Genomic DNA, 23,215 nt, shown 5'->3' with positions numbered 1-23,215 from the left:
CTTAACCATTTCCGCTCTCAAGTCGTTTCGCAGCGTGCCGATAACGTATGTGACCACTTACAGGGAGAAAATGATGTCTTCAATTACTGGAATTTTAAGCAGTGCAGTCAGTGGCGGTGATAGCGGCGGCGGCAGTGTGGCCTCGCAGGTTGCTGCGCTGAATAAACAGATTCAGAATGTCTTAACGCAGGTCAAAGAGCTGGCCGACAATAAAGAACTGACTGACGAACAGAAGTCTGAGATGCAGCAGATGTATCAGTCACAAATTACCATGCTGCAGGCGCAGATTGCTCAGCTGGAACAGAAGCAAGCCGAGCAGGATCAGCCACAAAGTGACAGCGCATCTGTCAGTGAAAACAAAGCGGACGGTATTAACCGCCCAACTGATACCAATAAAGTCGACGTCTATATCTAAAACGCGGGTCTGGCCTCACGTTGTTGCGCCAGCAGCGCCGCCTGCTGGCGCACTTCCTGCCAGATCGCTTCGGCAGCCGGCGTCAGTGAACGGTTTTTGCGTTTGATCAGCGTCAAACTCCGATTAATTTCCGGATAAAGACGCCGCACTGTGAGGGCGCGATCCGCCGGTAACGGTAACGCCAGCGCAGGCAAAATACTAATGCCAATCCCTACCTGTACCATCGGAAACAGCGTAGCGGGATGGCCAATCTCCTGCACCACTTCAGCCCTGATATTCTGCTGCTGCATCGCCGCATCAATCAATACCCGGCTGCCAGACGCGTAATCCTGCAACACCATGGTGCGACCATCCAGCATCGACCATTCTGCCCTTTCCACCTGCGCCAGCGGATCATCATCGCGGCACAACAGCAGGAAAGGCTCATCCAGAATCGCGATGCTGTCAAAATCGCTGTCGCTGAGCGGCCCAATCACAATCCCGAAGTCGACTTCGGCGTTACGCACACTTTGCAGTACCCACTGCTGGGCGCGATCGTGCAGTATCACTTTAATATCGGGATAATGGTGCTGGCTGGCAGCCAGACATTGCGGCATAAGATGGGCGGAAATGGTCTGGCTGGCTGCTACTCTGACGGTGCCACTGCGCTGCTCACCGAAACTGCGGATATCCAGCAGCGTCGTATGAATCTCTTCCAGAAGGCGCTCCATGCGTGACGCCAGCTGTTTACCTGCCTCGGTCAGCATCACCTCACGCGTTGTTCGATCCAGCAACCGGACGCCGGTTTCCGCTTCCAGCTCTTTAATACTGTGGCTGACTGCCGACTGACTCAGACCTATCGCCTGCCCCGCCTGACTGAAACCACCGTAGTGGGCAACCGCAATAAAAGTCCGTAGCTGGCGCAGCGTGTAATTCATCGATTTAACTCATAGATTAATTCAATAAATCAATTTTATTTCTAAAACCATTTATCGCACAATCGCGCTATTGAAAAATTTACCGGATTTTAACAATGGGCTTTTTAAAACTCGATCCGATGATGGTTAAACTCATTATCACCGTGCTGCTGGCTACTTTCCTGCCAGCGAAAGGAATCTACGTTGATATCTTCAGCTACCTCGCGACGGCAGCGATAGCGCTGTTGTTCTTTATGCACGGTGCCAAACTTTCACGTGAAAAAATCATCGCAGGCAGCAGTCACTGGCAGTTGCATTTGTGGATTATGTTCAGCACTTTCGTGCTGTTTCCGGCACTGGGTCTGCTGCTGGTCTGGTGGCATCCGGTTGATGTCGGCCCGGAAATTTATACCGGCTTTATCTACCTCTGTATCCTGCCTGCTACCGTGCAGTCCGCCATCGCATTTACCTCAATGGCGGGCGGTAACGTTGCGGCAGCGGTGTGCAGCGCCTCGGCATCGAGCCTGCTGGGTGTGTTTATTTCGCCATTGCTGGTGAATCTGGTGATGGATATTCACAGCAGCGCGCCGAGTGATGGTCTGGAACAGATCGGTAAGATTATGCTGCAACTCATGGTGCCTTTCATTCTGGGTCACCTCTCACGTCGCTGGATCGGTGGCTGGATTGAGAAACACCGCAGCCTGATTGGCAAAACTGACCAGACCTCGATTCTGCTGGTGGTCTATTCCGCCTTCAGCGAAGCGGTGGTGAACGGTATCTGGCATCGCGTTGGCCTGATTACGCTGCTGTGGATTGTGGCGGGTTCCATTATCCTGCTAACTGCCGTGCTGATTATCAACCTGCTGGCCTCGCGTCTGTTCCGCTTTAAACGCGCCGACGAGATTGTGGTGCTGTTTTGTGGCTCGAAGAAGAGTCTGGCGAATGGGGTGCCGATGGCCAATATTCTGTTCCCGGCCAGTACCGTGGGGATCATTGTGTTGCCGCTGATGATTTTCCATCAGGTGCAGTTGATGGTCTGCTCGTTTATTGCCGGCCGTTACAAGAAGACCAATGAGAAACAGCAGACTATAAAGGTTAAAGATTCAGTGATGGAGTCACAGAAGTAAATCAGTCGCCCGCCTGCGCGGGCATTTTTTACTTGCGGGTCTGGAGCGGTTTAACTAATCCCTCCAGACCTTCTATTTTTATGGTCAGGGTAAGCTGCATCAAATCACCCAACAGACCAGACGGGAAGTCGCCACTGCGGGCAAACCACAACAGATAAGCCTCAGGCAGATCGATCAGCATCCGCCCTTTATATTTGCCAAACGGCATAGGCGTATTGGCTATCGCCACCAGCTGATGTTCATCCACCTCCGGTCCCCAGCAGACGGATCATTTCCGCTTCATCAATCACTTCTATGCCCAGCTCCTGCGCTTTCACCAGCTTTGAACCGGCCGCTTCACCGGCAATCAGCAGATCGGTTTTCTTCGATACGCTGCCGCTGACTTTTGCACCCAGCGCGGTCAGCTGCGCTTTAGCATCATCGCGGTTCATCTGGGACAGCGAGCCGGTCAGCACCACCGTTTTACCCGCAAACGGACTGTCGATCTCTTCGGCTCTCACCACCACCACCTGCGGCCAGTGGATACCAATTTCCTCGGTCAGCTGGCGAATAACCTCACGATTGCTCTCCTCCTCCATGAAATTCCGCACGTGTGCGGCAACGACTTTGCCGACATCCGGCACAGCAATCAGCGCCTCAAGATCGGCATCCATGACCTTCTGTAATTCACCAAAATGGTTAGCCAGGTTGGCGGCGGTAGCTTCACCTACTTCGCGAATGCCCAGCGCATAGAGGAAACGTGCCAGCGTGGTCGACTTCGCCTTCTCCAGCGCATCGACGACGTTTTGCGCCGATTTTGGCCCCATACGATCCAGCCCGGTCAGCTTGCCCGCCGTGAGACGGAACAGGTCGGCGGGCGTGTTGACATACTCTTTCTCCACCAGCTGGTCGATAATCTTATCGCCCATGCCATCAACATCCAGCGCCCGACGTGAGACAAAATGCTTCAGTGCTTCTTTGCGCTGTGCGCCGCAGATCAAGCCGCCAGTGCAGCGCGTGACCGATTCTCCTTCGACCCGTTCCACCTCAGAGCCGCAGACCGGACAGTGGGCCGGGAACAGGACTTCACGCGTCTCATCAGGGCGCTCAGCAATCACCACATTCACCACCTGCGGGATCACATCACCGGCGCGGCGAATGACGACCCGATCCCCGATGCGCAAACCCAGCCGTGCGATTTCATCCGCATTATGCAGTGTGGCATTACTGACGATAACGCCCGCGACCTGTACCGGCTCAAGGCGCGCCACCGGCGTGATGGCGCCCGTACGTCCAACCTGAAATTCGACGTCACGTACCCAGGTCAGCTGTTCCTGTGCCGGAAATTTAAAGGCAATCGCCCAGCGCGGGGCGCGAGCTACAAAGCCCAGTTTCTCCTGCAGAGCCTGTGAATCGACCTTGATCACGACACCATCAATATCAAAACCCAGTTTCGGACGCTGTTGCTCAATATCACGGTAGAAGGCCAGAGCTTCTTCCGCGTTGTGCACCAGTTTAATGCGGTCGCTGACCGGCAGACCCCAGGCTTTAAACTGTTGCAGACGCCCCATGTGACTGTGCGGCATCTCACCGCCTTCCAGCAGGCCAAATCCGTAGCAGAAGAAGGTCAGCGGACGTTTGGCAGTAATGCGCGGATCAAGCTGGCGCAAAGAGCCTGCTGCTGCGTTACGCGGGTTAGCAAAAACTTTGCCGTCTGTCCGACGTGCTTCTTCATTCAGCTTTTCGAAGCCGCGCTGCGTCATAAACACTTCGCCGCGCACTTCCAGCCGGGCCGGGATGTTGTCGCCTTTAAGCCGCAGCGGGATCGCGCGAATGGTACGGACGTTGGCGGTAATGTTCTCGCCAGTCGTCCCGTCACCGCGCGTTGCCGCCTGAACCAGCAGGCCATTTTCATACATCAGGCTGACCGCAGCGCCATCAAGCTTGAGTTCGCAGCAGTAGGTAATGTCTTCACTGCTTTTAAGTCGATCCTGCACCCGCTTGTTAAAGGCCAAAAATGTGGCTTCGTCAAAGGCGTTATCCAGCGACAGCATGGGGACTTCATGGCGCACCTGCTCAAACACCGTCAACGGCGCAGCGCCCACGCGCTGTGTCGGCGAGTCCGGGGTGATAAGGTCGGGGTGTTCCTCTTCCAACTGGCGCAGTTCACGCATCAGGCGATCGTATTCGGCATCCGGCACTTCCGGCGCATCCATGACATGATAGAGATATTCATGATGGCGCAACGTGGTGCGCAGTTCGGTGATGTGATCCAGGACGGATTTCATAAAGCCCCATCAGATAAAAAACCCCCGACAGGCGGGGGTTTGTTTTAACAATTCATATAGCGGTTAGCGCAGATCTCAGACGCCAACCACATCGCGGATACGCGCTTTGTAGGTTTCCAGCTTCTGTGGTGTCATCATGCGACGCTCATCATCCAACACCACGCCGCCAACATCATCAGCGATACGTTGTGCCGATTGCAGCATCAATTTGAAGTTCTGATTCGCATCACCATACGAAGGCACCATCATAAAGATCGAGATGCCAGGCGTGCTGAAATCGGTCATCAGGTCAGGGTTGAACGAGCCTGGCTTAACCATATTAGCCAGACTGAACAGGACCGGACCACTGCCAGCAGGACTAAGATGGCGATGGAAAATGTTCATTTCACCAAACTGGAAGCCCGCCTGCAGAATACCCTGCAGCAATGCCTCACCGTTCAGTTCACCGCCCGAATGTGCGGCAACATGTAACACCAGCACCGCTTCTTTCGGTTTTTCCGCTGGCGCTTTAGCAGCAGGCTGTTCTGGTACAGGAGCCGATGACACTTCAGGCTGTGGCTCAGGTTCAGGTTCGGCCTGGTACTGTGGTGCCGGCTGTACAGATTCAAGTGGATCGAGATCCAGCAGCGGGTCGGCCTGGACGGGCGGCGCGACAAAAGTCGGTGCAGGCTGCTGACGAGCCGGTTCAGGGCGCGGTTGCGGAGCAGACTTCGGCGCCGTGTTGAAAAGCGGATCGCTTTCAGTTTCGGGCTGCGGTGCGGGTCGTGGCGCAGGCTGACGCACAGGCTCAGCAGGCGCTTGCTTACGCGGCGCTTCTGGCTGTGGCTCGCGGATCTCATCGAAACGCGGTTCCTGATGGACGTTGCGCTCAGAACGAACACGAACTTCGCCGACGCCGTCATCTTCGTCGTCAATCAGGTCCTGCTCATCATGTTCATCACGTTGTTTTAGACGTTTGTGCGGGCGATCGCGGAACACTGACGAACGCTCTTTACGGCTGGTCCACAGCCCGTGAAGAAGGAGCGCTATAATGGCGATCGCGCCAACAACGATTAATATCAGACGCAAATCCTGCATCATTGTATTCTCTGTTGTTCCAATACCTTGCCACCGCGGCAAACTTTATCCTCTAACTGTATTTGCCCTGCTACACAAGTGCAAGTCTGTGCAGTATTTTCTGACAAATAAGATAGACAACCCACGCTTTTTTGCTGTTTTTTTACTCAAACAGCACCTGGCCTGGAGAAAAAGCCAGGTTATAGTGAGCGCGCCCTAACACCTTCAGGAGAATTGGCTTTATGGCCCTTGAGAATTCCGTCTCAAATTTTAACGGCATGCACTACTTTAGCCAGGGCTGGAAACTGGTTCGTCTTCCTGGCATTCGCCGCTTTGTCGTAATGCCACTGCTGATCAACATCATCATGCTGGGCGGCGCATTCGTCTGGCTTTTCTTCCGTCTCGGTGACTGGATCCCACGCCTGATGGCACATGTTCCGGAGTGGCTGCAGTGGCTGAGCTATCTGTTATGGCCGCTGTCGGTGATTGCGATTGTGCTGGTCTTTAGTTACTTCTTTTCGACGCTGGCAAACCTCATTGCCGCCCCTTTTTGTGGCCTGCTGGCCGAGCAACTTGAAGGCCGCCTGACCGGTAAGCCTCTGCCTGACAGTGGCTGGGCGGGAATGATCAAAGATGTGCCGCGCATTATGAAACGCGAAATGCAAAAACTGGGCTACTACCTGCCTCGCGCGCTGGGACTGCTGCTGCTCTACTTCATTCCTGGTTTTGGTCAGACGGTTGCACCGGTGTTGTGGTTCCTGTTCAGTGCATGGATGTTATCCATTCAGTACTGCGACTATCCTTTCGATAACCACAAAGTGCCGTTTCAACAGATGCGTAACGCCCTGCGTCGGCATAAAACGGCCAATATGCAGTTTGGCGCGCTAACCAGCCTGTTTACTATGATTCCGATTCTGAACCTGGTGATCATGCCTGTTGCCGTCTGCGGTGCCACCGCCATGTGGGTCGATCGCTACCGACCACAACTTGCCCGCCGTGAGGTGCGTTAAACTGACCCGCGCGCCTTATGCTCTTTTTAGCAGGGCTTATTGCCAGGGGACATATAGATATACGATTTCTTTCCTTCCGCCCCCAGGCAGAACAGGTATGCTCATAGGGTTCCCAATAATTCATACAGTTAAGGGCAGGCTATGAGTAAGATCTATGAAGACAACTCTTTGACAATTGGTCATACGCCGCTGGTTCGACTGAACCGCATCGGTAACGGCCGCATTCTTGCGAAAGTTGAATCCCGTAACCCGAGCTTCAGCATTAAATGCCGTATCGGTGCCAATATGATTTGGGACGCTGAGAAACGCGGTATTCTGAAACCAGGCATTGAGTTGGTTGAACCGACCAGCGGTAACACCGGTATTGCCCTGGCCTACGTTGCCGCTGCGCGCGGTTATAAACTCACGCTGACCATGCCGGAAACCATGTCAGTGGAACGCCGTAAATTGCTGAAAGCGCTGGGCGCCAGGCTGATACTGACTGAAGGCGCCAAAGGCATGAAAGGTGCCATTGGCAAAGCGGAAGAGATTGTCGCCAGCGATCCGGACAAATATGTGCTGTTGCAGCAGTTCAGCAACCCGGCTAACCCGGAAATCCACGAAAAGACGACCGGCCCGGAAATCTGGGAAGATACCGATGGTGAAGTGGATGTCTTTATTGCCGGTGTCGGCACTGGCGGGACACTGACTGGTGTGAGCCGCTACATCAAGAACACCAAAGGCAAGAAAGATCTGATTACGGTCGCGGTTGAGCCGACCGATTCACCCGTCATTGCTCAGGCAATGGCCGGTGAAGAGATCAAACCTGGCCCACATAAAATCCAGGGTATCGGTGCAGGTTTCATTCCGGGTAACCTGGAGCTGAATCTGGTTGACCGCGTGGTGGCTATCACCAACGAAGAAGCGATCAGTACGGCACGCAGGCTGATGGAAGAGGAAGGTATTCTTGCCGGCATCTCATCCGGTGCTGCCGTAGCCGCAGCACTGAAGCTGCAGGAAGATGAAACCTTCGCCAATAAAAACATTGTGGTGATTCTGCCCTCCTCTGGCGAACGCTATCTGAGTACCGCGTTGTTCGCCGATCTCTTCACTGAAAAAGAGCTCCAGTAGCAGAAGCGGATAGTCTGAAAATGGAGAAAAAAGCACCCGACCGGGTGCTTTTTTGTGGTGCAGATCTCACTTTCATCACCCGGCAGATTGATTTCAGTGATACCGATCTGGTATTCAGACTGCCAATTATTTCGATGCCTGAAATTAATCCGCGCTTGAAGTGGATCAAGCTGAATCGATTTACAGATTCAGTGAAACGGCGAATCACGGCATAATTAACCGGTGACGTGTAGAATCGGTTTTGAGACGCAACGGATTGTAGATTTGACGCATGCGCGTCTTTGGTCAGCATGAAGCTATACCCGCGCACCTACACAGGCTAAAGTGAAGGCTCCAGGCTAGACTTTAGATCCATAACACTCATCCTGATAACGTTGGGGAAATAGAATGTTCCAGCAAGAAGTTACCATTACTGCACCAAACGGTCTGCATACTCGCCCAGCTGCGCAATTCGTAAAAGAAGCCAAAGCGTTCCAGTCAGAAATTACCGTGACCTCAAACGGTAAATCAGCGAGCGCGAAAAGCCTGTTCAAGCTGCAGACACTGGGTTTAACCCAGGGAACGGTTGTGACCCTTTCTGCGGAAGGTGAAGACGAGCAGAAAGCAGTTGAGCATCTGGTCAAACTGATGGCTGAACTGGAGTAATCTCCGCTCAGCTCGCCAGCCAATCGACTCCTCTGCGCCATTGAGTGCAAACATCTTGATCGCGGACAACCTGTCCGCGTTATTGCTTTCGTAGAGTACGTGTCCCGCGACAATGGCACCGCATAGAGTCCCATCAGCCATCGTGATTAAAAGGTAGCGTTATGATTTCAGGCATTTTAGCATCACCAGGTATCGCTTTCGGCAAAGCACTGCTGCTGAAAGAAGACGAGATCGTCATCAACCGTAAGAAAATTTCTGATGACCAGGTTGAGCAGGAAGTACAACGCTTCCTCGATGGCCGTAGCAAAGCGGCATTACAACTGGAAGCGATTCGCGTCAAAGCGGGTGAAACCCTCGGTGAAGAGAAAGCAGCCATCTTCGAAGGCCACATTATGTTGCTGGAAGATGAAGAGCTGGAGCAGGAAATCATCGATCTGATTAAAAAAGATCACGCTTCTGCCGATGCTGCTGCTTATTCTGTCATCGATGGCCAGGCAAAAGCCCTGGAAGAGTTAGATGACGAATATCTGAAAGAGCGTGCGGCTGACGTGCGCGACATCGGTAAGCGTTTGCTGCAAAACATCCTCGGTCTGCACATCGTTGACCTGAGCGCTATTCCGGACGAATCCATTCTGGTGGCCAAAGATTTAACGCCGTCAGAAACTGCACAGCTGAATCTGAAAAAGGTGCTGGGCTTTATCACCGATCTGGGTGGCCGTACCTCACATACCTCAATCATGGCGCGCTCACTGGAGATTCCAGCTATTGTCGGAACCGGCAATGTGACCGTCACGATTAAAAACGGCGATTTCCTGATCCTGGACGGCGTTAATAATGCGATTCACGTCAATCCCTCAGAAGCGATTCAGGAAGAGCTGAAAGCCGTACAGAACCAGTATCTGTCGGAAAAACACGAATTAGCCAAGCTGAAAGATCTGCCAGCCGTCACGCTGGATGGTCATCAGGTTGAAGTCTGCGCCAACATTGGTACCGTGCGCGATATCGCCGGTGCTGAGCGTAACGGTGCCGAAGGCGTTGGCCTCTACCGTACCGAATTCCTGTTCATGGACCGTGACTCTCTGCCGAGTGAAGAAGAGCAGTTCCAGGCGTACAAAGCCGTGGCTGAAGCGATGGGTTCACAGGCCGTTATCGTGCGTACCATGGACATCGGCGGTGACAAAGATCTGCCTTACATGAACCTGCCGAAAGAAGAGAACCCGTTCCTCGGCTGGCGCGCGATCCGTATCGCCATGGACCGCAAAGAGATTCTGCATGCGCAGCTGCGTGCCATCCTGCGCGCCTCTTCCTTCGGTAAGCTGCGCATTATGTTCCCGATGATTATTTCGGTTGAAGAAGTCCGCAGCCTGAAAGCGGAACTTGAACTGCTGAAAGCGCAGTTGCGTGAAGAAGGTAAAGCCTTTGATGAGAGCATTGAAGTCGGCATTATGGTGGAAACCCCGGCTTCAGCTGTGATTGCGCATCATCTGGCGAAAGAAGTCGACTTCTTCAGTATTGGGACAAACGATTTGACGCAGTATACTCTGGCGGTCGATCGTGGTAATGATTTGATCTCACACCTGTACAACCCAATGTCGCCGTCTGTGCTTAACTTAATCAAGCAAGTCATTGATGCATCTCACGCTGAAGGTAAATGGACCGGCATGTGTGGTGAGCTGGCAGGTGATGAACGTGCTACACTACTGTTACTGGGAATGGGGCTGGACGAGTTCAGCATGAGTGCCATTTCTATCCCTGGCATCAAGAAAATCATTCGTAATACTAATTTTGAAGATGCGAAGGCATTGGCAGAGCAGGCACTGGCTCAACCTACTGCGGATGAGTTAATGAACCTGGTCAACAAGTTCATTAAGGAAAAGACGCTCTGCTAATCTGCATGATGCTGGCCCCAAATTACTGCTTAGGAGAAGATCATGGGTTTGTTTTCTAAACTTTTTGGCGAAAAAACGGATAGCGCTGGGACAATTGACATCGTAGCGCCTCTGTCAGGCGAAATCGTGAACATTGAAGACGTACCAGATGTGGTGTTTGCAGAGAAAATCGTGGGCGACGGTATTGCGATTAAACCCAGCGGCAACAAAATGGTTGCGCCTGTGGATGGCACTATCGGCAAGATTTTTGAAACTAATCACGCTTTTTCGATCGAATCAGACAACGGCATTGAGCTGTTCGTCCATTTCGGTATCGATACGGTTGAACTGAAAGGTGAAGGCTTCAAACGCATCGCTGAAGAAGGCCAGAAGGTCAAAAAAGGCGACGTGGTTATCGAGTTCGATCTGCCGTTGCTGGAAGAGAAAGCGAAATCAACCCTGACACCGGTTGTCATCTCCAACATGGATGAAATCAAGGAATTGATTAAGCTGTCTGGCCAGGTCACCGTCGGCGAAACGCCGGTGATTCGCATCAGAAAGTAAGCATTCGTTCATAACATAACGGCACCCACGGGTGCCGTTATCGTTTCTGGGGCATCCGTTTTCAGGGCTGCCAGTGTGGCAGACGCAGCGTCAGCTCCAGTCCGCCTTCAGGCCGGTTACGAGCCTCAACTTCACCATGATGTGCCAGCACCACTTTGCGCACGATAGCCAGCCCCAGACCATAGCCTTTGCCCATCAGCGGCGAATTCACCCGCACAAACGGATCGAAAATGCTGGAGAGTTTCTCCTCATCGACGCCTGGCCCCTGATCGCGCACCTGGATCGCCAGCCACTGCTGCTCTGCACGTAAATCGACCTCAATACGCTGGCCTGGCAGGGAGAAGCGCAGCGCGTTACGTAGCACGTTCTCGACGCCGCGCCGTATCAGCTCTGCGTTGCCCCGCACGGTGTAATCGGCCTCATTATCGACCTGCAACTCTACCTGCACGCCAGGAATCTGCGCTTCATAACGGACATCGGTGATAACCGCCTGCAGCAAACCCGTCAGATCAAAATATTGCTCATCCGGCATGCTTTCATGCTCAGCTCGCGACAGCGTCAGCAGTTCGCCGATCATCTTGTCCAGCCGCCGCGCCTCTTCGTCAATGCGGTCAAGCGAACTGTTTACACTTTCTGGCGTCTGCCTGGCCAGACCGGTCGCCAGTTGCAGTCGTGCCAGCGGTGAACGAAGCTCATGTGAGATATCGTGCAGCAGCTCTTCACGGGCACGCACCAGCGTATCAAGCCGCTCGACCATAGCATCGAAGGCTTCTGCCACGTTTGAGATTTCGTCGTGGCGCTTACGCATAATCGGGAACAGCCGTACGCTTAAATCGCCCTCAGCCACCCGTGAAAATCCTTCCCGCAGCTGACGCATGGGGCGCGTCAGATTCCAGGCCAGCAGCAGACTGAAGAGCAAGCCCACCGAACCGGCGAAGATAAACATCGGCTCGGGAATATTCAGAAATTTGCGCCGCATCATGTCATGTGTGCTGTCTTTACGCATGCCATCCAGGTCGTAGCGCAGCTGATACTCTTTGCCATCGGCACCGCGAACCCAGCGCACTACCTCTTCAGGAAGACGCCCCACGTAATCCAGATTGCCGCTGTTTTGTGATTGTGTTGATTCTGGCTGCTGCGTCACGTGGAAAAATTGCCGATCGCTGCTATCCCAGTCCGACAGCATCGCATTCAGCGCATCAGGTCCGGCCCGTTCCAGCACCGACGCGGCAGAAGTCATCTGCAGATCCACAATACGACGGATAGCCAGGATTTCCGGGGGTTCGTGCCGCTTACCGGAGAGCGTGAAGCCAAGCCAGATGAGCTGGCTCATGATGACAAAAACGACCCAGAAGCCAATAAAGATCTTCCAGAACATGCGTCCACGGTAACTCTGCCTCATCGAATGCGGTAACCGATACTGCGGACGGTTTCGATGTTGATAGTGTCAGCAGTTAACGCGCTGAGCTTCTGACGGATGTTACTGATATGCACATCGACACTGCGGTCATAGGCTTCACGCGGACGTCCCAGCCCCTTTTCAGAAAGCTCATCTTTCGAAACCACTCTGTCTGGCGCACGCAGCAGCAAATCCAGCAGATTAAATTCTGACGCAGTCAGATCGAAGGCTCGCCCCTGCCATTCGCTTATACGTGTGGCAGGATTCAGTATCAGATCCCCCCAGCGCAGCGGCTCTTTGGCGCCTGGCTGCGGCACCTGTTCTTCGAAACGACGCAATACCGCACGCAGGCGGGCCACCAGCTCGCGCGGATAACAGGGCTTAGGCATATAGTCATCCGCGCCCATCTCCAGACCAATAACGCGATCGATGTTATCGCCTTTAGCCGTCAGCATAATCACCGGTATCCGGCTGTTCTGCCGCACCTGACGTAACAAATCGATGCCGCTCATGTCGGGCAGCATGATGTCCAGAATCATGGCGGTGAATTCTCCCGACAGCGCGCCCTGAATACCGGCGCTGCCGGTCAGAACCAGTTGTGCATCAAATCCTTCGGCAATCAGATACTGGCTTAGCATCGTGCCTAATTCGACATCATCATCAACAAGCAAAATTTTCATGGTTATCTCTCAACAGAATTGGCGCTATTTTGTCCTGTGCCGGGCATTCGCGCAGCCTGATTTACGTGATCCTTACAGATTCAGCCTATCCGGCGCGTGAAATCCTGGCTGAAAAAAAGGCCTGTGGGCAGCAAACGCGCGCACAGGCCTGATTTCTGCCTCCGCAGAGGTTACTGGTGATAGAGTCCGGTCGAGAGATAACGATCGCCGCGATCGCAGGCGATCGCTACCACAACGCTGCCCGGATTTGCCTGTGCAATGCGCAGCGCGCCCGCTACCGCGCCACCTGAACTGACGCCACAGAAAATGCCTTCACGGCGAGCCAGCGCCCGCATGGTCTCTTCGGCTTCTTTCTGCGTCATATCCATCACATCATCCACCAGATCGGGCCGGTAGATCCCCGGCAGATAGGCCAGCGGCCAGCGACGAATACCGGGAATGCTGCTGCCTTCACTCGGCTGTAAACCGATCACTTTCACGCCCGTATTGTGCTCTTTCAGGTAACGCCCCACGCCGGTGATGGTGCCAGTGGTGCCCATGCTCGAGACAAAATGGGTCATGCGCTGATTCGACTGCTGCCACAACTCTGGCCCGGTTGTTTGATAGTGACCCAGCGGGTTATCGGGATTATTGAACTGATCCAGCACCCGGCCTTCACCACGCGCCGCCATCGCCTGCGCCAGATCGCGCGCCCCTTCCATGCCCTGCTCTTGCGGCACCAGAATCAGCTCCGCGCCGTAAGCCCGCATCGCGTCCTGCCGCTCCTGACTCATGTTATCCGGCATCAGCAGGCGAAGACGATAGCCTTTCATCGCCGCGATCATCGCCAGTGCAATACCGGTGTTGCCACTGGTGGCTTCAATCAACTGATCGCCGGGCGAAATATCACCACGCAGCTCTGCCTGATTAATCATCGACCAGGCCGCGCGATCTTTTACCGAGCCCGCCGGATTATTGCCTTCCAGCTTGAGCCAGACCTCACTGCCGTTGGCAGGCGTCAGGCGCTGCAACTTAATCAGCGGGGTATTGCCGATGGTATTTTCAAGAGTCGTCACGGTCTGCTTCCTGGCCTGTTACAAACGAGAGGCGAAAAAAAGGCGGGAGTCACACTCCCGCCCGCTGTTGATGAGAAAATATCAGGCGCTCTGTGCAAAGGCAACCGGGCGCAGCGGTGTATCGCCTTTATAGAGGCGCGCCTGCTGCAGGCCAACGAACAGGCGTTCGCCGCGAATCGGGGCCGTCTGCTCACCTTCAAACACCACCGAAACTGGCTCGCTCTGCCAGCCAGCGGGCTGAACCACCAGCTGCCAGAAATGACCACGCGGGCTGACTTCCAGCACCTGAACCGGCAGCGGCGTTTCCAGACTGCTGCGGCGTGAAACGTCGATTTCCCACGGACGCAGGAACAGTTCAACCGCGCCCTGATGTGCCGAGGTATAACCCAGCGGCCAGTGATGCGCGCCAACGTGGAACTGCGATCCCTGAATGTCACCATCAAAGCGATTCACTTCACCCAAAAACTCCAGCACAAAGCGGGTTGCCGGATCGCGCCATACATCATCTGGCGTGCCGACCTGTTCGATGTTGCCCTGGCTCATCACCACAACGCGATCCGCGACTTCCATCGCCTCTTCCTGGTCGTGGGTCACGAACACGCTGGTGAATTTAATCTCTTCATGCAACTGACGCAGCCAGCGACGCAGCTCTTTACGCACCTGCGCATCCAGCGCGCCAAAAGGTTCATCCAGCAGCAGAATTTGTGGTTCAACCGCTAGTGCACGCGCCAGCGCCACACGCTGTTTCTGGCCGCCCGACAGCTGTGCCGGGAAGCGATTCGCCAGATGGGACAGCTGCACCATCTCCAGCAGACGGGTAACACGCTGTTTGATCTCCGCCGTTGAAGGGCGTTTACGACGCGGCAGCACGGTCAGGCCAAAGGCGATATTGTCGAACACCGTCATATGACGGAACAGCGCGTAGTGCTGGAAGACGAAACCAACCTGACGATCGCGCGCATGCAGGCGGCTTACATCGTTGCCATGAAAACGGATCTGACCGCTGTTCTGATGCTCCAGCCCGGCGATAATACGCAGCAGCGTTGTTTTACCCGAGCCTGATGGGCCAAGCAGCGCCATCATTTCACCCGAGGCAATATCCAGAGAGATATCGTTCAGCACCGAGGTGCGACCAAAGGACTTGTTGATCTTGTTAATCTCAATGCTCATGATTTCCCTCCTGTTGCAGGCGTTTGTGCTGTTGCTCTAAACGCCACTGCACAATGCTTTTCAGAAACAGTGTCACAATTGCCATCAGGGTTAACAGAGCGGCTGCGGTAAATGCGCCAACGGTGTTGTAGTCCTGATGCAATAATTCAACCTGAAGCGGTAATGTGTAGGTCTCACCGCGAATCGATCCCGATACCACCGAGACCGCACCAAATTCACCAATCGCACGGGCATTAGTCAGCACGATGCCATACAGCAGCGCCCAGCGAATGTTTGGCAGCGTCACACGACGGAACATCTGCCAGCCAGACGCACCTAACAGCACCGCCGCTTCATCTTCATGACTGCCCTGACTCAGCATGACCGGGACCAGTTCGCGCACCACAAAAGGACAGGTCACAAACACCGTCGCCAGCACCATGCCAGGCCAGGCAAACATAACCTGGATGTTATGTGCATCCAGCCAGCCGCCCGCCGGGCCATTAACGCCCCAGAACAGCAGATACATCAGACCGGCGACTACCGGCGACACAGCAAAAGGAATATCGAACAGGGTCAGCAGCAGCTGGCGACCTGGAAAGGTAAAGCGCGTCACCAGCCAGGCGAGCAGCGTGCCGAACACCAGATTCACCGGTACGGTAATCAGTGCCACCATCACTGTCAGCCAGATGGCGTGCAGCATGTCAGGATCAGCCAGATTATGGAGAGCGACAATCAGCCCCTGATTCAGCGCTTCCCAGAAGATAGAGGCCATCGGCACCACCAGCAACAGAATCGAGATCAGCGTGCCGATACCAATCAGCAACCACTTGCCCCAGTTCACAGGCTGATGCGCCGCATGATTCAGTTGTGAAACCTCAGCCATTAGTGACCTCCCAGACGACGGCCAAAGCGGCTTTGTAATGTGTTAATCGCGAATAACAGAATCAGAGAGGCCGCCAGGATCACCGAGGCGATGGCGCTGGCCGCCGGATAGTCGAACTCCTGCAACCGGACAAAAATCATCAGTGAGGTGACTTCCGTTTTCCAGGCGATATTACCGGCAATAAAGATCACCGCACCGAACTCACCCAGGCTGCGGGTAAAAGAAAGCGCCGTACCGGCCAGCAGCGCAGGCGCCACTTCCGGCAGCACCACGCGGCGGAAGCTCTGCCATGGCGTGGCTCCCAGCGTTTCGGCCGCCTCTTCATACTCAGGACCTAACTCTTCCAGCACTGGCTGGACGGTACGCACCACAAACGGAATACTGGTAAAGGCCATGGCAATGGCGATACCTATCCAGGTGTAGGAAATTTTGATGTCGAAATGGGCGAACCACTGTCCGTACCAGCCATTGACGGAAAAGAGTCCGGCAAGAGTCAGGCCCGCCACTGCCGTTGGCAATGCAAAAGGAAGATCCATCAGGCCATCCAGCAATGCCCGACCCGGAAAGCGATAACGGGTCAGGATCCATGCCATCAGCATGCCGAACACCGCATTAAACAGAGAGGCGACACCGGCAGAGAGCAGCGTCACTTTATAGGCTGCTATCAGCTGCGGGTTGGTGACCACATCCCAGTACTGCTGCAGCGTCATCTGCGACAGTTGCATAATCACCGCACTGATCGGCAGCAGCAGAATCAGGCAGGTAAAGAGCAGGCTGGTACCAAGGCTAAGACCAAAGCCGGGCAATACACGTTTCTGGCTGGCTGCAAACATTATCCGCGCCCCGCCGCTAACAATTTATCGAGCTCACCGCCGCTGACGAAATGCGTCTTCATCACCTTGTCCCAGCCGCCAAAGGCATCTTCAACCCGGAACAGGCGGGTCTCCGGGAAGCGATCTTTCTGCGCTGTCATCAGCTGTGGGTTGTTCACGCGGTAGTAGTAGTGCGTAATAATGTTCTGTGCTTCGGGCGTATAGAGATAGTTCAGGTAAGCACTGGCCGCCTCAGCGGTTTTATTGATGCCGACGTTCTTATCCACCCACGCCACCGGAAACTCCGCCAGAATGTTGGTTTTCGGCACCACGACTTCATACTCATCTTTGCCGTACTGATTGCGGATATTATTCACTTCCGACTCAAAGCTAATCAGTACGTCACCCAGCCCGCGCTCAGCAAAGGTCGTCGTCGCGCCGCGGCCGCCGGTATCAAACACTTCCACGTTTTTCAGGAACTGAGTCATAAAGGCCTGGGTTTTGGCCTGATCGCCGCCATCGGCTTTGTCCGCTGCGCCCCAGGCGGCCAGATAGGTATAACGGCCATTACCGGAAGTCTTTGGGTTAGGGAAAATCAGCTTCACATCGCTGCGGGTCAGATCTGACCAGTCGTGAATCTGCTTAGGATTTCCTTTGCGCACCAGAAACGCCATGGTGGAGTAGAAAGGTGAGCTGTTGTTCGGCAGGCGGCTTTTCCAGTCTGCGGCAATCAGGTTGCCTTTGTCATGCAGCACCTGCACATCCGTAACCTGATTATAGGTCACCACATCCGCGCGCAGTCCCTGCAGAATAGCCAGCGCCTGCTTCGATGAGCCAGCGTGCGACATTTTGATGGTAAGGGGATCAGCAGGATGGCTGGCATCCCACTGTTTAACAAACGGAGCATTCAGGGCAACAAATAACTCCCGCGACACATCGTAAGAGCTATTAAGCAGTTCAGTGGCATTGGCTGCGCCGGCCATGCTCAGCGACAACGCGATACCGCTCACGATTTTTTTCATCGCTTGTAATGTCATTTGGCACCCTGAAAAAGTTTGATGCGGATCTCACCCGCTGAGGCACCAGTTTATTTATAACTCAGTGAAAACCAGTAACGGTTTTATATATCGTTTGATGATTTCAAAGTCGAAAAAAGCATAAGACGCCAGGAGAGTTTATGCACAAATCAGCAAAAGCCGATGGAGATAAGGAACCGCTTGTCGCGTGGGCTAACAGGGATTTTTGGGGGTTCAGCGGCCGCCTGACGGGCGGCTGCTGATAAGGCTGGCTTAACGCTGCCAGACAATCCTGCTGATTTTCCAGTTTTTCAGGGTATCGTCAGAAGGCATCAATCCTTCCGGCCCATGCCAGTCGCCATGATAGACATAGGTCAGGTGCTGACTGCCGGGCGCACGGCACGCCACGTCCCGCGCGTCGGTGCCGCTGGCTAAGGTGCAGTTGTCGAAGGCTTTGCTGAACTTATTACTGAAAGCATCACCCACTTTGCTGCCGTCGCTGCTGGCAATCGCGCTGTCCATGACCTCAATACGGTCGACCTGTGACTGCCCGTAAATCACCAGCTTAACCTTGCCATCATTCAGCGCCTGCCAGAATGAAATCACCTGACCGTTCTGGCTGCGCATGCCCTGACGCAGGGTATAGTCACCGTTCAGTCCGTCCTTAATCGCGTCCTCTTTCATAGCGGTCGAGGCGGTTAACCCACCCACACCCTGTTCAGTCGCGGTCAGTGTCGAACCGAACCAGTTCCAAGGCAGCGCCGAAGACCAGTGATACGTCAGCGGATTCCACCAGCTTGCCTGCTGGCTGCTGTCAGCGCCGGAACCCGAACTGGCACAACCGCTTAGTGCAACGGCGGCGATCAGTAGCGTCGAACGAACAGCTTTCATGAGAACTCCTGTAAATGCGATGCCGGAAAGGCGGAACTGATTGGAGTCGCAAAGCGACAAAAAGTTTAGTTGAGATGATGTTCGGGCAGAAAGCAGTCGCGGCAGCGGCGATTGAATTGCAGCCAGATCAGCGCCAGCAGGTCGAACAGCGTCAGCAGCAAAGGCAGCGGTGAGCTGAGCCGATCCCCCTGCACAAACTGCCCGCCCTGCCAGAGCAGGTTTATCAGTAACGACAGCGCCAGTACGCTGCGCCAGGCGTGCCAGAGTCGCGGCAGGCGCGTGCGATAACCGGTCAGCAGCAGGCCCGCCAGCGCGGGTAAGCCCAGCGCCAGACCGACCCAGAACGCCTGGCGATCCGGATAGAACAGCGCCAGCAGATCGTTGCCCTGCTGCCGCGACGCCCCGGCCATCACCAGCAGCAGCCAGGTACGCGACTGAAGTAACAGGATCATCCAAAAAAGAAACGGCAGCCGTAGCTGCCCTCTGCCGTCATACTCATCCGGCTGATAGCCAGGCAACGGATTAGTATTCACGATCTTCGATCAGACGTTTACCAAACAGCAGCGCATCAACCGGCTCATAATCAAGCTTCTCATAGAATGCCACCACCTGATCGTTCTCTTCGCGGATCATCAGATGCAGTTTCGGACAGCCGCGTGCAATCAGCTTCTTTTCCAGACGGTTCATCAGCGCATTGGCAAAGCCGCGTCCCTGATAGTCAGGATGCACCGCCAGGTAATACGCCGCGCCACGATGACCATCGTAACCGCCCATCAGCGTACCGACGACCACACCGCCCACTTCAGCGACCAGAAAAAGATCGGGGTCGTGATTCATTTTGCGTTCGATATCCAGCTCCGGATCGTTCCATGGCCGTAACAAATCGCAACGTTCCCATAAGGTGATCACTTCTTCAAAATCTTCCTGGCGGAAGGCGCGGATTTCCATCTTCTTTACCTGCAAATAAGCACAATTTGCTGATTATCACGCATTCTCTGCTGCACGCAACCCTCCATGACGGGCGACAAATAAAAAAGCGTAAATTTCCTGTTCGTGACCTGCAATACAAAGTAATGCCCTGAAATGGTTCTGTGATCGCAGGGAACAGAGGCTTAGGCTATAACACCGGCAAGATTCCTGTTACCGGACCCGTACATGCACCTGCTTAAACGTTTGATTCATCGTCGCCAGTTACTGCTTTCCGGGCTGGCTCTCGCCATCTTATCGCCGCGCGCGGTTCAGGCTAAAGAAAAGGCTCTTACCGGGGCAAACCATCACACCCGCCCGGCTCCACCGGCGAAAAACGGTAAGCGTATCGTGATGATCGACCCAGGCCATGGGGGCATCGATTCCGGAGCCGTTGGCGAAGAAGGGTCTGAAGAGAAACATATCGTTCTGGAGATCGCTGGCAACGTGCAACGCCAGTTGCAGAGCCATCCGCGCATTGAAGTGCGCCTGACCCGCGACAGCGACCACTTTATTCCACTCTATCAGCGTGTAGAGATCGCCCATCAGCACGGCGCCGATCTCTTTATGTCGATTCATGCCGACGGTTTTACCAGCCCCGATGCCAGCGGTGCCTCCGTGTTCGCGCTCTCTAACCGGGGTGCCAGCAGCTCAATGGCACGTTACCTGTCACAGCGCGAGAATGATGCAGACAAACTGGGCGGCGTGAAAGCACAGCAGCAGGATCACTATCTGCAGCAGATCCTGTTCGACCTGGTGCAGACCGACACGATCAAGAACAGCCTGACGCTGGGCAAACACGTGCTGGACCAGATCCGTCCGGTTCACCATCTGCACAGCCAGCACACCGAGCAGGCGGCCTTCGCGGTGCTCAAGTCACCGTCGATCCCCTCGGTGCTGGTCGAGACCTCCTTTATTACCAATCCGCGCGAAGAGCAGCTGCTCGGCACTACCGCGTTTCGCCAGAAAATTGCCTCTGCGATTGCCAGCGGCATCGTCAATTACTTTGATGAGTTTGACCGCCGCAACGCCTGATTCGAGACGTGTGTTTACGCCGGGCGACGCGCCGCATTCATGCAAGCTGCGCGGTTTTGCGTATAATCGCGTCAGACTTTGACCAACAATAAGCGAAAAGATGGCTGATATTTCACGCGTAAAAGCATTCCTGCTCGCCTTGCAGGATGAGATTTGTAACCAGCTGGCAGCTGAAGATGGCGGCGCACAGTTTGCCGAAGATAGCTGGCAGCGCCCTGGCGGCGGCGGCGGTCAGAGCCGCGTCCTGCGCAACGGCGCGGTGTTTGAGCAGGCGGGCGTTAACTTTTCGCATGTACATGGCGATCAGATGCCGGCATCGGCTACCGCTCACCGGCCAGAACTGGCGGGTCGTAGCTTTGAAGCGATGGGCGTGTCACTGGTGATCCATCCAAACAATCCCTATGTACCTACCAGCCACGCCAACGTGCGCTTCTTTATCGCCGAGAAACCGGATGCCGATCCGGTCTGGTGGTTTGGCGGCGGGTTTGACCTGACCCCTTTTTATGGTTTCGAAGAAGATGCGCTGCACTGGCATCAGACCGCAGCCAGTATCTGTCAGCCCTTTGGCGAGGATGTCTATCCACGCTATAAAAAATGGTGTGATGACTATTTCTATCTGAAACATCGTGATGAGCAGCGCGGCATTGGCGGCCTGTTTTTTGACGATCTCAATACGCCAGACTTTGAGCAGAGCTTCAGCTTTATGCAGGCGGTAGGCCGGGGCTTTATTGATGCCTATCGGCCGATTGTGGCGCGCCGTAAAGATCACCCGTGGGGCGATCGTGAGCGCCAGTTCCAGCTCTACCGCCGAGGCCGCTATGTGGAGTTTAATCTGGTGTGGGACCGCGGCACCCTGTTTGGTCTGCAGACCGGGGGTCGCACAGAATCGATCCTGATGTCGATGCCACCGCTGGTACGCTGGGAATATGATTATCAGCCTGAACCTGACTCGCCTGAAGCTGCCCTCTATCGCGATTTCCTGCCGGTGAAGAACTGGCTGAACCTGCCCGTCTGATTGCTTCTGCTGCTGCAGCGCGGGCCTTCGCCCCGCGCTGCGCTTACCACCCGCCTGGCTGGCCTCTTATTATTGACAGGGCACAGATTGCTACAGTGTGGCCTGCGTCATTCCGCCTGACTGCTATGCTTATAGGTGGAATATGGCGCATCCCACGGTAAATACCGCATGACGGCTCCTTCGCACCGCCTCGCAGCGCAACAATCAGAGAAACCGCATTTCCATCACAGAGTCTCTGTTGCAATGTTATGGGTTCGCGTTACCGGTAGCAGAACATGCCACAGATCGGCTGCGAGGCCTGAGGTGCTCCCTGTTCGCTTTCATTTTTCTTTTCAAGGAGTTTAGAGATGAACCAGCTAGAAGCCCTAAAACAGTTCACCACAGTGGTGGCGGACAGTGGCGATATCGAATCGATTCGTAATTACCATCCGGAAGACGCCACCACCAATCCCTCACTCATTCTGAAAGCGTCCGGTCTCGAAGGGTATAAACACCTGATGGACGACGCGATTGAGTACGCCAAAAAACAGGGCGGCAGCAAAGAGACACAGATCATCAACGCCAGCGACAAAGTGGCGATCAACCTCGGTATGGAAATCCTGAAGAGCATACCGGGCCGTGTTTCGACCGAAGTGGATGCGCGCCTCTCCTTCGATCGTGGCATGTGTGTCACCAAAGCAGAGAAACTGATTCGCATGTACGAAGAGCACGGTATCGATCGCTCACGTGTGCTGATCAAGCTGGCTTCGACCTGGGAAGGCATCCGCGCGGCGGAAGAGCTGGAGAAAAATGGCATTAAGTGCAACCTGACACTGCTGTTCTCCTTTGCCCAGGCGCGGGCCTGTGCCGAAGCAGGCGTGTTCCTGATCTCGCCGTTTGTGGGCCGCATCTACGACTGGTACAACTCACGCAAGCCAATGGAACCCTATGTGGCGGATGAAGATCCTGGCGTGAAATCTGTACGTCGCATCTACGATTACTATAAAAAGCACCGTTACAGCACCGTCATCATGGGTGCCAGCTTCCGTAAAGTGGAGCAGATTGTGGCACTGGCCGGCTGCGATCGCCTGACCCTGTCACCGAACCTGCTGGAAGAATTGCAGAACAGCGATGCGCCGCTGGAGCGCAAGCTGGAGCCATCTACCGAAGGTTTCCATCAGCCGTCGCCGCTCTCTGAAGCGGAGTTCCGCTGGGAACATAACCAGGATCCGATGGCAGTTGAAAAACTCTCAGACGGCATCCGCCAGTTCGCGGTTGACCAGCAGAAGCTGGAAGATGTGCTTGCCGCACGCCTGTAGTCTTCATTTTAGTCGGGCGGGACTTTCCCGCCCTGATGCATAACAAGGGAGAACT

The 23,215-nt window shown here is 54.6% G+C and carries 25 protein-coding genes; 11 read left to right on the top strand and 14 right to left on the bottom strand.

Features of this window, described 5'->3' with window-relative positions:
* Positions 1 to 73: 73 nt before the first annotated feature.
* Complete coding sequence (locus tag HZZ01_RS00920) at positions 74 to 415, top strand: FlxA-like family protein (protein ID WP_179897007.1); 342 nt, start codon at positions 74 to 76, stop codon at positions 413 to 415.
* Here the strand turns inward: HZZ01_RS00920 and HZZ01_RS00915 are convergent.
* Positions 412 to 1,332: a LysR family transcriptional regulator gene (locus HZZ01_RS00915; protein WP_179895118.1), complete on the bottom strand. Its 921-nt coding sequence runs from the start codon at positions 1,330 to 1,332 to the stop codon at positions 412 to 414. The two genes, HZZ01_RS00920 and HZZ01_RS00915, sit on opposite strands and share 4 nt — an antisense overlap.
* Positions 1,333 to 1,427: 95 nt before the next feature.
* Here HZZ01_RS00915 and HZZ01_RS00910 point away from each other — a divergent pair, with 95 nt between their 5' ends.
* Positions 1,428 to 2,438, top strand: coding sequence for a bile acid:sodium symporter family protein (locus tag HZZ01_RS00910; protein WP_179895117.1), 1,011 nt, complete (start codon positions 1,428 to 1,430; stop codon positions 2,436 to 2,438).
* A 28-nt stretch (positions 2,439 to 2,466) separates the two neighbouring features.
* Here the strand turns inward: HZZ01_RS00910 and HZZ01_RS00905 are convergent, their stop codons facing one another.
* From HZZ01_RS00905 to zipA, 3 genes are all read right to left on the bottom strand, one after another.
* A complete protein-coding gene (locus HZZ01_RS00905; RefSeq protein ID WP_179895116.1) occupies positions 2,467 to 2,685 on the bottom strand; it encodes a DUF3820 family protein in 219 nt (72 codons plus the stop codon).
* Positions 2,678 to 4,705 carry an NAD-dependent DNA ligase LigA gene (gene ligA, locus HZZ01_RS00900; RefSeq protein WP_179895115.1) on the bottom strand — a complete coding sequence of 676 codons (2,028 nt, stop codon included), beginning with the start codon at positions 4,703 to 4,705 and terminating at the stop codon, positions 2,678 to 2,680. The genes HZZ01_RS00905 and ligA overlap by 8 nt, the downstream gene beginning before the upstream one ends.
* A gap of 75 nt (positions 4,706 to 4,780) precedes the next feature.
* The gene (gene zipA, locus HZZ01_RS00895; protein ID WP_179895114.1) at positions 4,781 to 5,785 is read right to left on the bottom strand and encodes a cell division protein ZipA; all 1,005 of its coding nucleotides are present in this window, start codon (positions 5,783 to 5,785) and stop codon (positions 4,781 to 4,783) included.
* A 218-nt stretch (positions 5,786 to 6,003) separates the two neighbouring features.
* Here zipA and cysZ point away from each other — a divergent pair, with 218 nt between their 5' ends.
* The 6 genes from cysZ to crr all read left to right on the top strand — a co-directional run bounded on the left by cysZ (position 6,004) and on the right by crr (position 10,958).
* On the top strand, positions 6,004 to 6,771 hold the full coding sequence (gene cysZ, locus HZZ01_RS00890; protein WP_179895113.1) for a sulfate transporter CysZ: 768 nt from the start codon (positions 6,004 to 6,006) through the stop codon (positions 6,769 to 6,771).
* 141 nt (positions 6,772 to 6,912) lie between these two features.
* Positions 6,913 to 7,881: a cysteine synthase A gene (gene cysK / locus HZZ01_RS00885; RefSeq protein ID WP_179895112.1), complete on the top strand. Its 969-nt coding sequence runs from the start codon at positions 6,913 to 6,915 to the stop codon at positions 7,879 to 7,881.
* A gap of 20 nt (positions 7,882 to 7,901) precedes the next feature.
* On the top strand, positions 7,902 to 8,096 hold the full coding sequence (locus tag HZZ01_RS00880) for a hypothetical protein (protein ID WP_179895111.1): 195 nt from the start codon (positions 7,902 to 7,904) through the stop codon (positions 8,094 to 8,096).
* A 172-nt stretch (positions 8,097 to 8,268) separates the two neighbouring features.
* Positions 8,269 to 8,526: a phosphocarrier protein Hpr gene (gene ptsH, locus HZZ01_RS00875; protein ID WP_003848868.1), complete on the top strand. Its 258-nt coding sequence runs from the start codon at positions 8,269 to 8,271 to the stop codon at positions 8,524 to 8,526.
* Between the two features lie 161 nt (positions 8,527 to 8,687).
* Positions 8,688 to 10,415: a phosphoenolpyruvate-protein phosphotransferase PtsI gene (ptsI, locus tag HZZ01_RS00870; protein WP_179895110.1), complete on the top strand. Its 1,728-nt coding sequence runs from the start codon at positions 8,688 to 8,690 to the stop codon at positions 10,413 to 10,415.
* A gap of 42 nt (positions 10,416 to 10,457) precedes the next feature.
* Complete coding sequence (crr, locus tag HZZ01_RS00865) at positions 10,458 to 10,958, top strand: PTS glucose transporter subunit IIA (protein WP_008926530.1); 501 nt, start codon at positions 10,458 to 10,460, stop codon at positions 10,956 to 10,958.
* Positions 10,959 to 11,019: 61 nt separating this feature from the next.
* Here the strand turns inward: crr and HZZ01_RS00860 are convergent, their stop codons facing one another.
* The 10 genes from HZZ01_RS00860 to HZZ01_RS00815 form a co-directional block, all read right to left on the bottom strand.
* On the bottom strand, positions 11,020 to 12,360 hold the full coding sequence (locus HZZ01_RS00860) for an ATP-binding protein (protein ID WP_179895109.1): 1,341 nt from the start codon (positions 12,358 to 12,360) through the stop codon (positions 11,020 to 11,022).
* Positions 12,357 to 13,037, bottom strand: coding sequence for a response regulator transcription factor (locus tag HZZ01_RS00855; protein WP_179895108.1), 681 nt, complete (start codon positions 13,035 to 13,037; stop codon positions 12,357 to 12,359). The genes HZZ01_RS00860 and HZZ01_RS00855 overlap by 4 nt, the downstream gene beginning before the upstream one ends.
* Before the next feature lie 170 nt (positions 13,038 to 13,207).
* Entirely contained in the window at positions 13,208 to 14,092 is an 885-nt protein-coding gene (gene cysM / locus HZZ01_RS00850) for a cysteine synthase CysM (RefSeq protein WP_179895107.1), read from the bottom strand.
* Positions 14,093 to 14,173: 81 nt separating this feature from the next.
* Complete coding sequence (gene cysA, locus HZZ01_RS00845) at positions 14,174 to 15,262, bottom strand: sulfate/thiosulfate ABC transporter ATP-binding protein CysA (protein WP_179895106.1); 1,089 nt, start codon at positions 15,260 to 15,262, stop codon at positions 14,174 to 14,176.
* Positions 15,252 to 16,127: a sulfate/thiosulfate ABC transporter permease CysW gene (gene cysW / locus HZZ01_RS00840; protein ID WP_179895105.1), complete on the bottom strand. Its 876-nt coding sequence runs from the start codon at positions 16,125 to 16,127 to the stop codon at positions 15,252 to 15,254. The genes cysA and cysW overlap by 11 nt, the downstream gene beginning before the upstream one ends.
* Positions 16,127 to 16,960, bottom strand: coding sequence for a sulfate/thiosulfate ABC transporter permease CysT (gene cysT, locus HZZ01_RS00835; RefSeq protein ID WP_090958872.1), 834 nt, complete (start codon positions 16,958 to 16,960; stop codon positions 16,127 to 16,129). The genes cysW and cysT overlap by 1 nt, the downstream gene beginning before the upstream one ends.
* Positions 16,960 to 17,976, bottom strand: coding sequence for a sulfate ABC transporter substrate-binding protein (locus HZZ01_RS00830; protein WP_179895104.1), 1,017 nt, complete (start codon positions 17,974 to 17,976; stop codon positions 16,960 to 16,962). The genes cysT and HZZ01_RS00830 overlap by 1 nt, the downstream gene beginning before the upstream one ends.
* Before the next feature lie 252 nt (positions 17,977 to 18,228).
* A complete protein-coding gene (locus tag HZZ01_RS00825) occupies positions 18,229 to 18,846 on the bottom strand; it encodes an RpoE-regulated lipoprotein (RefSeq protein WP_179895103.1) in 618 nt (205 codons plus the stop codon).
* Positions 18,847 to 18,911: 65 nt separating this feature from the next.
* Positions 18,912 to 19,379, bottom strand: a complete 468-nt coding sequence (locus HZZ01_RS00820) for a DUF2919 family protein (protein WP_179895102.1) — start codon at positions 19,377 to 19,379, stop codon at positions 18,912 to 18,914.
* Positions 19,369 to 19,794, bottom strand: coding sequence for a GNAT family acetyltransferase (locus HZZ01_RS00815; RefSeq protein WP_003848834.1), 426 nt, complete (start codon positions 19,792 to 19,794; stop codon positions 19,369 to 19,371). Before HZZ01_RS00815 ends, HZZ01_RS00820 begins: the two co-directional genes overlap by 11 nt.
* A 207-nt stretch (positions 19,795 to 20,001) precedes the next feature.
* Between HZZ01_RS00815 and amiA the strand changes: the two genes are divergently transcribed.
* From amiA to tal, 3 genes are all read left to right on the top strand, one after another.
* Entirely contained in the window at positions 20,002 to 20,847 is an 846-nt protein-coding gene (amiA, locus tag HZZ01_RS00810; protein WP_179895101.1) for an N-acetylmuramoyl-L-alanine amidase AmiA, read from the top strand.
* Positions 20,848 to 20,947: 100 nt separating this feature from the next.
* The gene (gene hemF / locus HZZ01_RS00805; protein ID WP_179895100.1) at positions 20,948 to 21,862 is read left to right on the top strand and encodes an oxygen-dependent coproporphyrinogen oxidase; all 915 of its coding nucleotides are present in this window, start codon (positions 20,948 to 20,950) and stop codon (positions 21,860 to 21,862) included.
* Between the two features lie 347 nt (positions 21,863 to 22,209).
* The gene (gene tal / locus HZZ01_RS00800) at positions 22,210 to 23,160 is read left to right on the top strand and encodes a transaldolase (RefSeq protein ID WP_090958850.1); all 951 of its coding nucleotides are present in this window, start codon (positions 22,210 to 22,212) and stop codon (positions 23,158 to 23,160) included.
* Positions 23,161 to 23,215 lie beyond the last annotated feature (55 nt).

Source organism: Pantoea sp. WMus005 (assembly GCF_013415305.1).
Taxonomy (GTDB): domain Bacteria; phylum Pseudomonadota; class Gammaproteobacteria; order Enterobacterales; family Enterobacteriaceae; genus Pantoea; species Pantoea rara.
This window is presented reverse-complemented; position numbering and strand designations above follow the sequence as displayed.

Bases quoted from the DNA above. Each gene is read 5' to 3' on its own strand.
- HZZ01_RS00920 (WP_179897007.1), top strand. From the start codon at position 74: ATGTCTTCAATTACTGGAATTTTAAGCAGTGCAGTCAGTGGCGGTGAT.
- HZZ01_RS00915 (WP_179895118.1), bottom strand. From the start codon at position 1,332: ATGAATTACACGCTGCGCCAGCTACGGACTTTTATTGCGGTTGCCCAC.
- HZZ01_RS00910 (WP_179895117.1), top strand. From the start codon at position 1,428: ATGGGCTTTTTAAAACTCGATCCGATGATGGTTAAACTCATTATCACC.
- ligA (WP_179895115.1), bottom strand. From the start codon at position 4,705: ATGAAATCCGTCCTGGATCACATCACCGAACTGCGCACCACGTTGCGC.
- zipA (WP_179895114.1), bottom strand. From the start codon at position 5,785: ATGATGCAGGATTTGCGTCTGATATTAATCGTTGTTGGCGCGATCGCC.
- cysZ (WP_179895113.1), top strand. From the start codon at position 6,004: ATGGCCCTTGAGAATTCCGTCTCAAATTTTAACGGCATGCACTACTTT.
- cysK (WP_179895112.1), top strand. From the start codon at position 6,913: ATGAGTAAGATCTATGAAGACAACTCTTTGACAATTGGTCATACGCCG.
- HZZ01_RS00880 (WP_179895111.1), top strand. From the start codon at position 7,902: ATGGAGAAAAAAGCACCCGACCGGGTGCTTTTTTGTGGTGCAGATCTC.
- ptsH (WP_003848868.1), top strand. From the start codon at position 8,269: ATGTTCCAGCAAGAAGTTACCATTACTGCACCAAACGGTCTGCATACT.
- ptsI (WP_179895110.1), top strand. From the start codon at position 8,688: ATGATTTCAGGCATTTTAGCATCACCAGGTATCGCTTTCGGCAAAGCA.
- crr (WP_008926530.1), top strand. From the start codon at position 10,458: ATGGGTTTGTTTTCTAAACTTTTTGGCGAAAAAACGGATAGCGCTGGG.
- HZZ01_RS00860 (WP_179895109.1), bottom strand. From the start codon at position 12,360: ATGAGGCAGAGTTACCGTGGACGCATGTTCTGGAAGATCTTTATTGGC.
- HZZ01_RS00855 (WP_179895108.1), bottom strand. From the start codon at position 13,037: ATGAAAATTTTGCTTGTTGATGATGATGTCGAATTAGGCACGATGCTA.
- cysA (WP_179895106.1), bottom strand. From the start codon at position 15,262: ATGAGCATTGAGATTAACAAGATCAACAAGTCCTTTGGTCGCACCTCG.
- cysW (WP_179895105.1), bottom strand. From the start codon at position 16,127: ATGGCTGAGGTTTCACAACTGAATCATGCGGCGCATCAGCCTGTGAAC.
- cysT (WP_090958872.1), bottom strand. From the start codon at position 16,960: ATGTTTGCAGCCAGCCAGAAACGTGTATTGCCCGGCTTTGGTCTTAGC.
- HZZ01_RS00830 (WP_179895104.1), bottom strand. From the start codon at position 17,976: ATGACATTACAAGCGATGAAAAAAATCGTGAGCGGTATCGCGTTGTCG.
- HZZ01_RS00825 (WP_179895103.1), bottom strand. From the start codon at position 18,846: ATGAAAGCTGTTCGTTCGACGCTACTGATCGCCGCCGTTGCACTAAGC.
- HZZ01_RS00815 (WP_003848834.1), bottom strand. From the start codon at position 19,794: ATGGAAATCCGCGCCTTCCGCCAGGAAGATTTTGAAGAAGTGATCACC.
- amiA (WP_179895101.1), top strand. From the start codon at position 20,002: ATGCACCTGCTTAAACGTTTGATTCATCGTCGCCAGTTACTGCTTTCC.
- hemF (WP_179895100.1), top strand. From the start codon at position 20,948: ATGGCTGATATTTCACGCGTAAAAGCATTCCTGCTCGCCTTGCAGGAT.
- tal (WP_090958850.1), top strand. From the start codon at position 22,210: ATGAACCAGCTAGAAGCCCTAAAACAGTTCACCACAGTGGTGGCGGAC.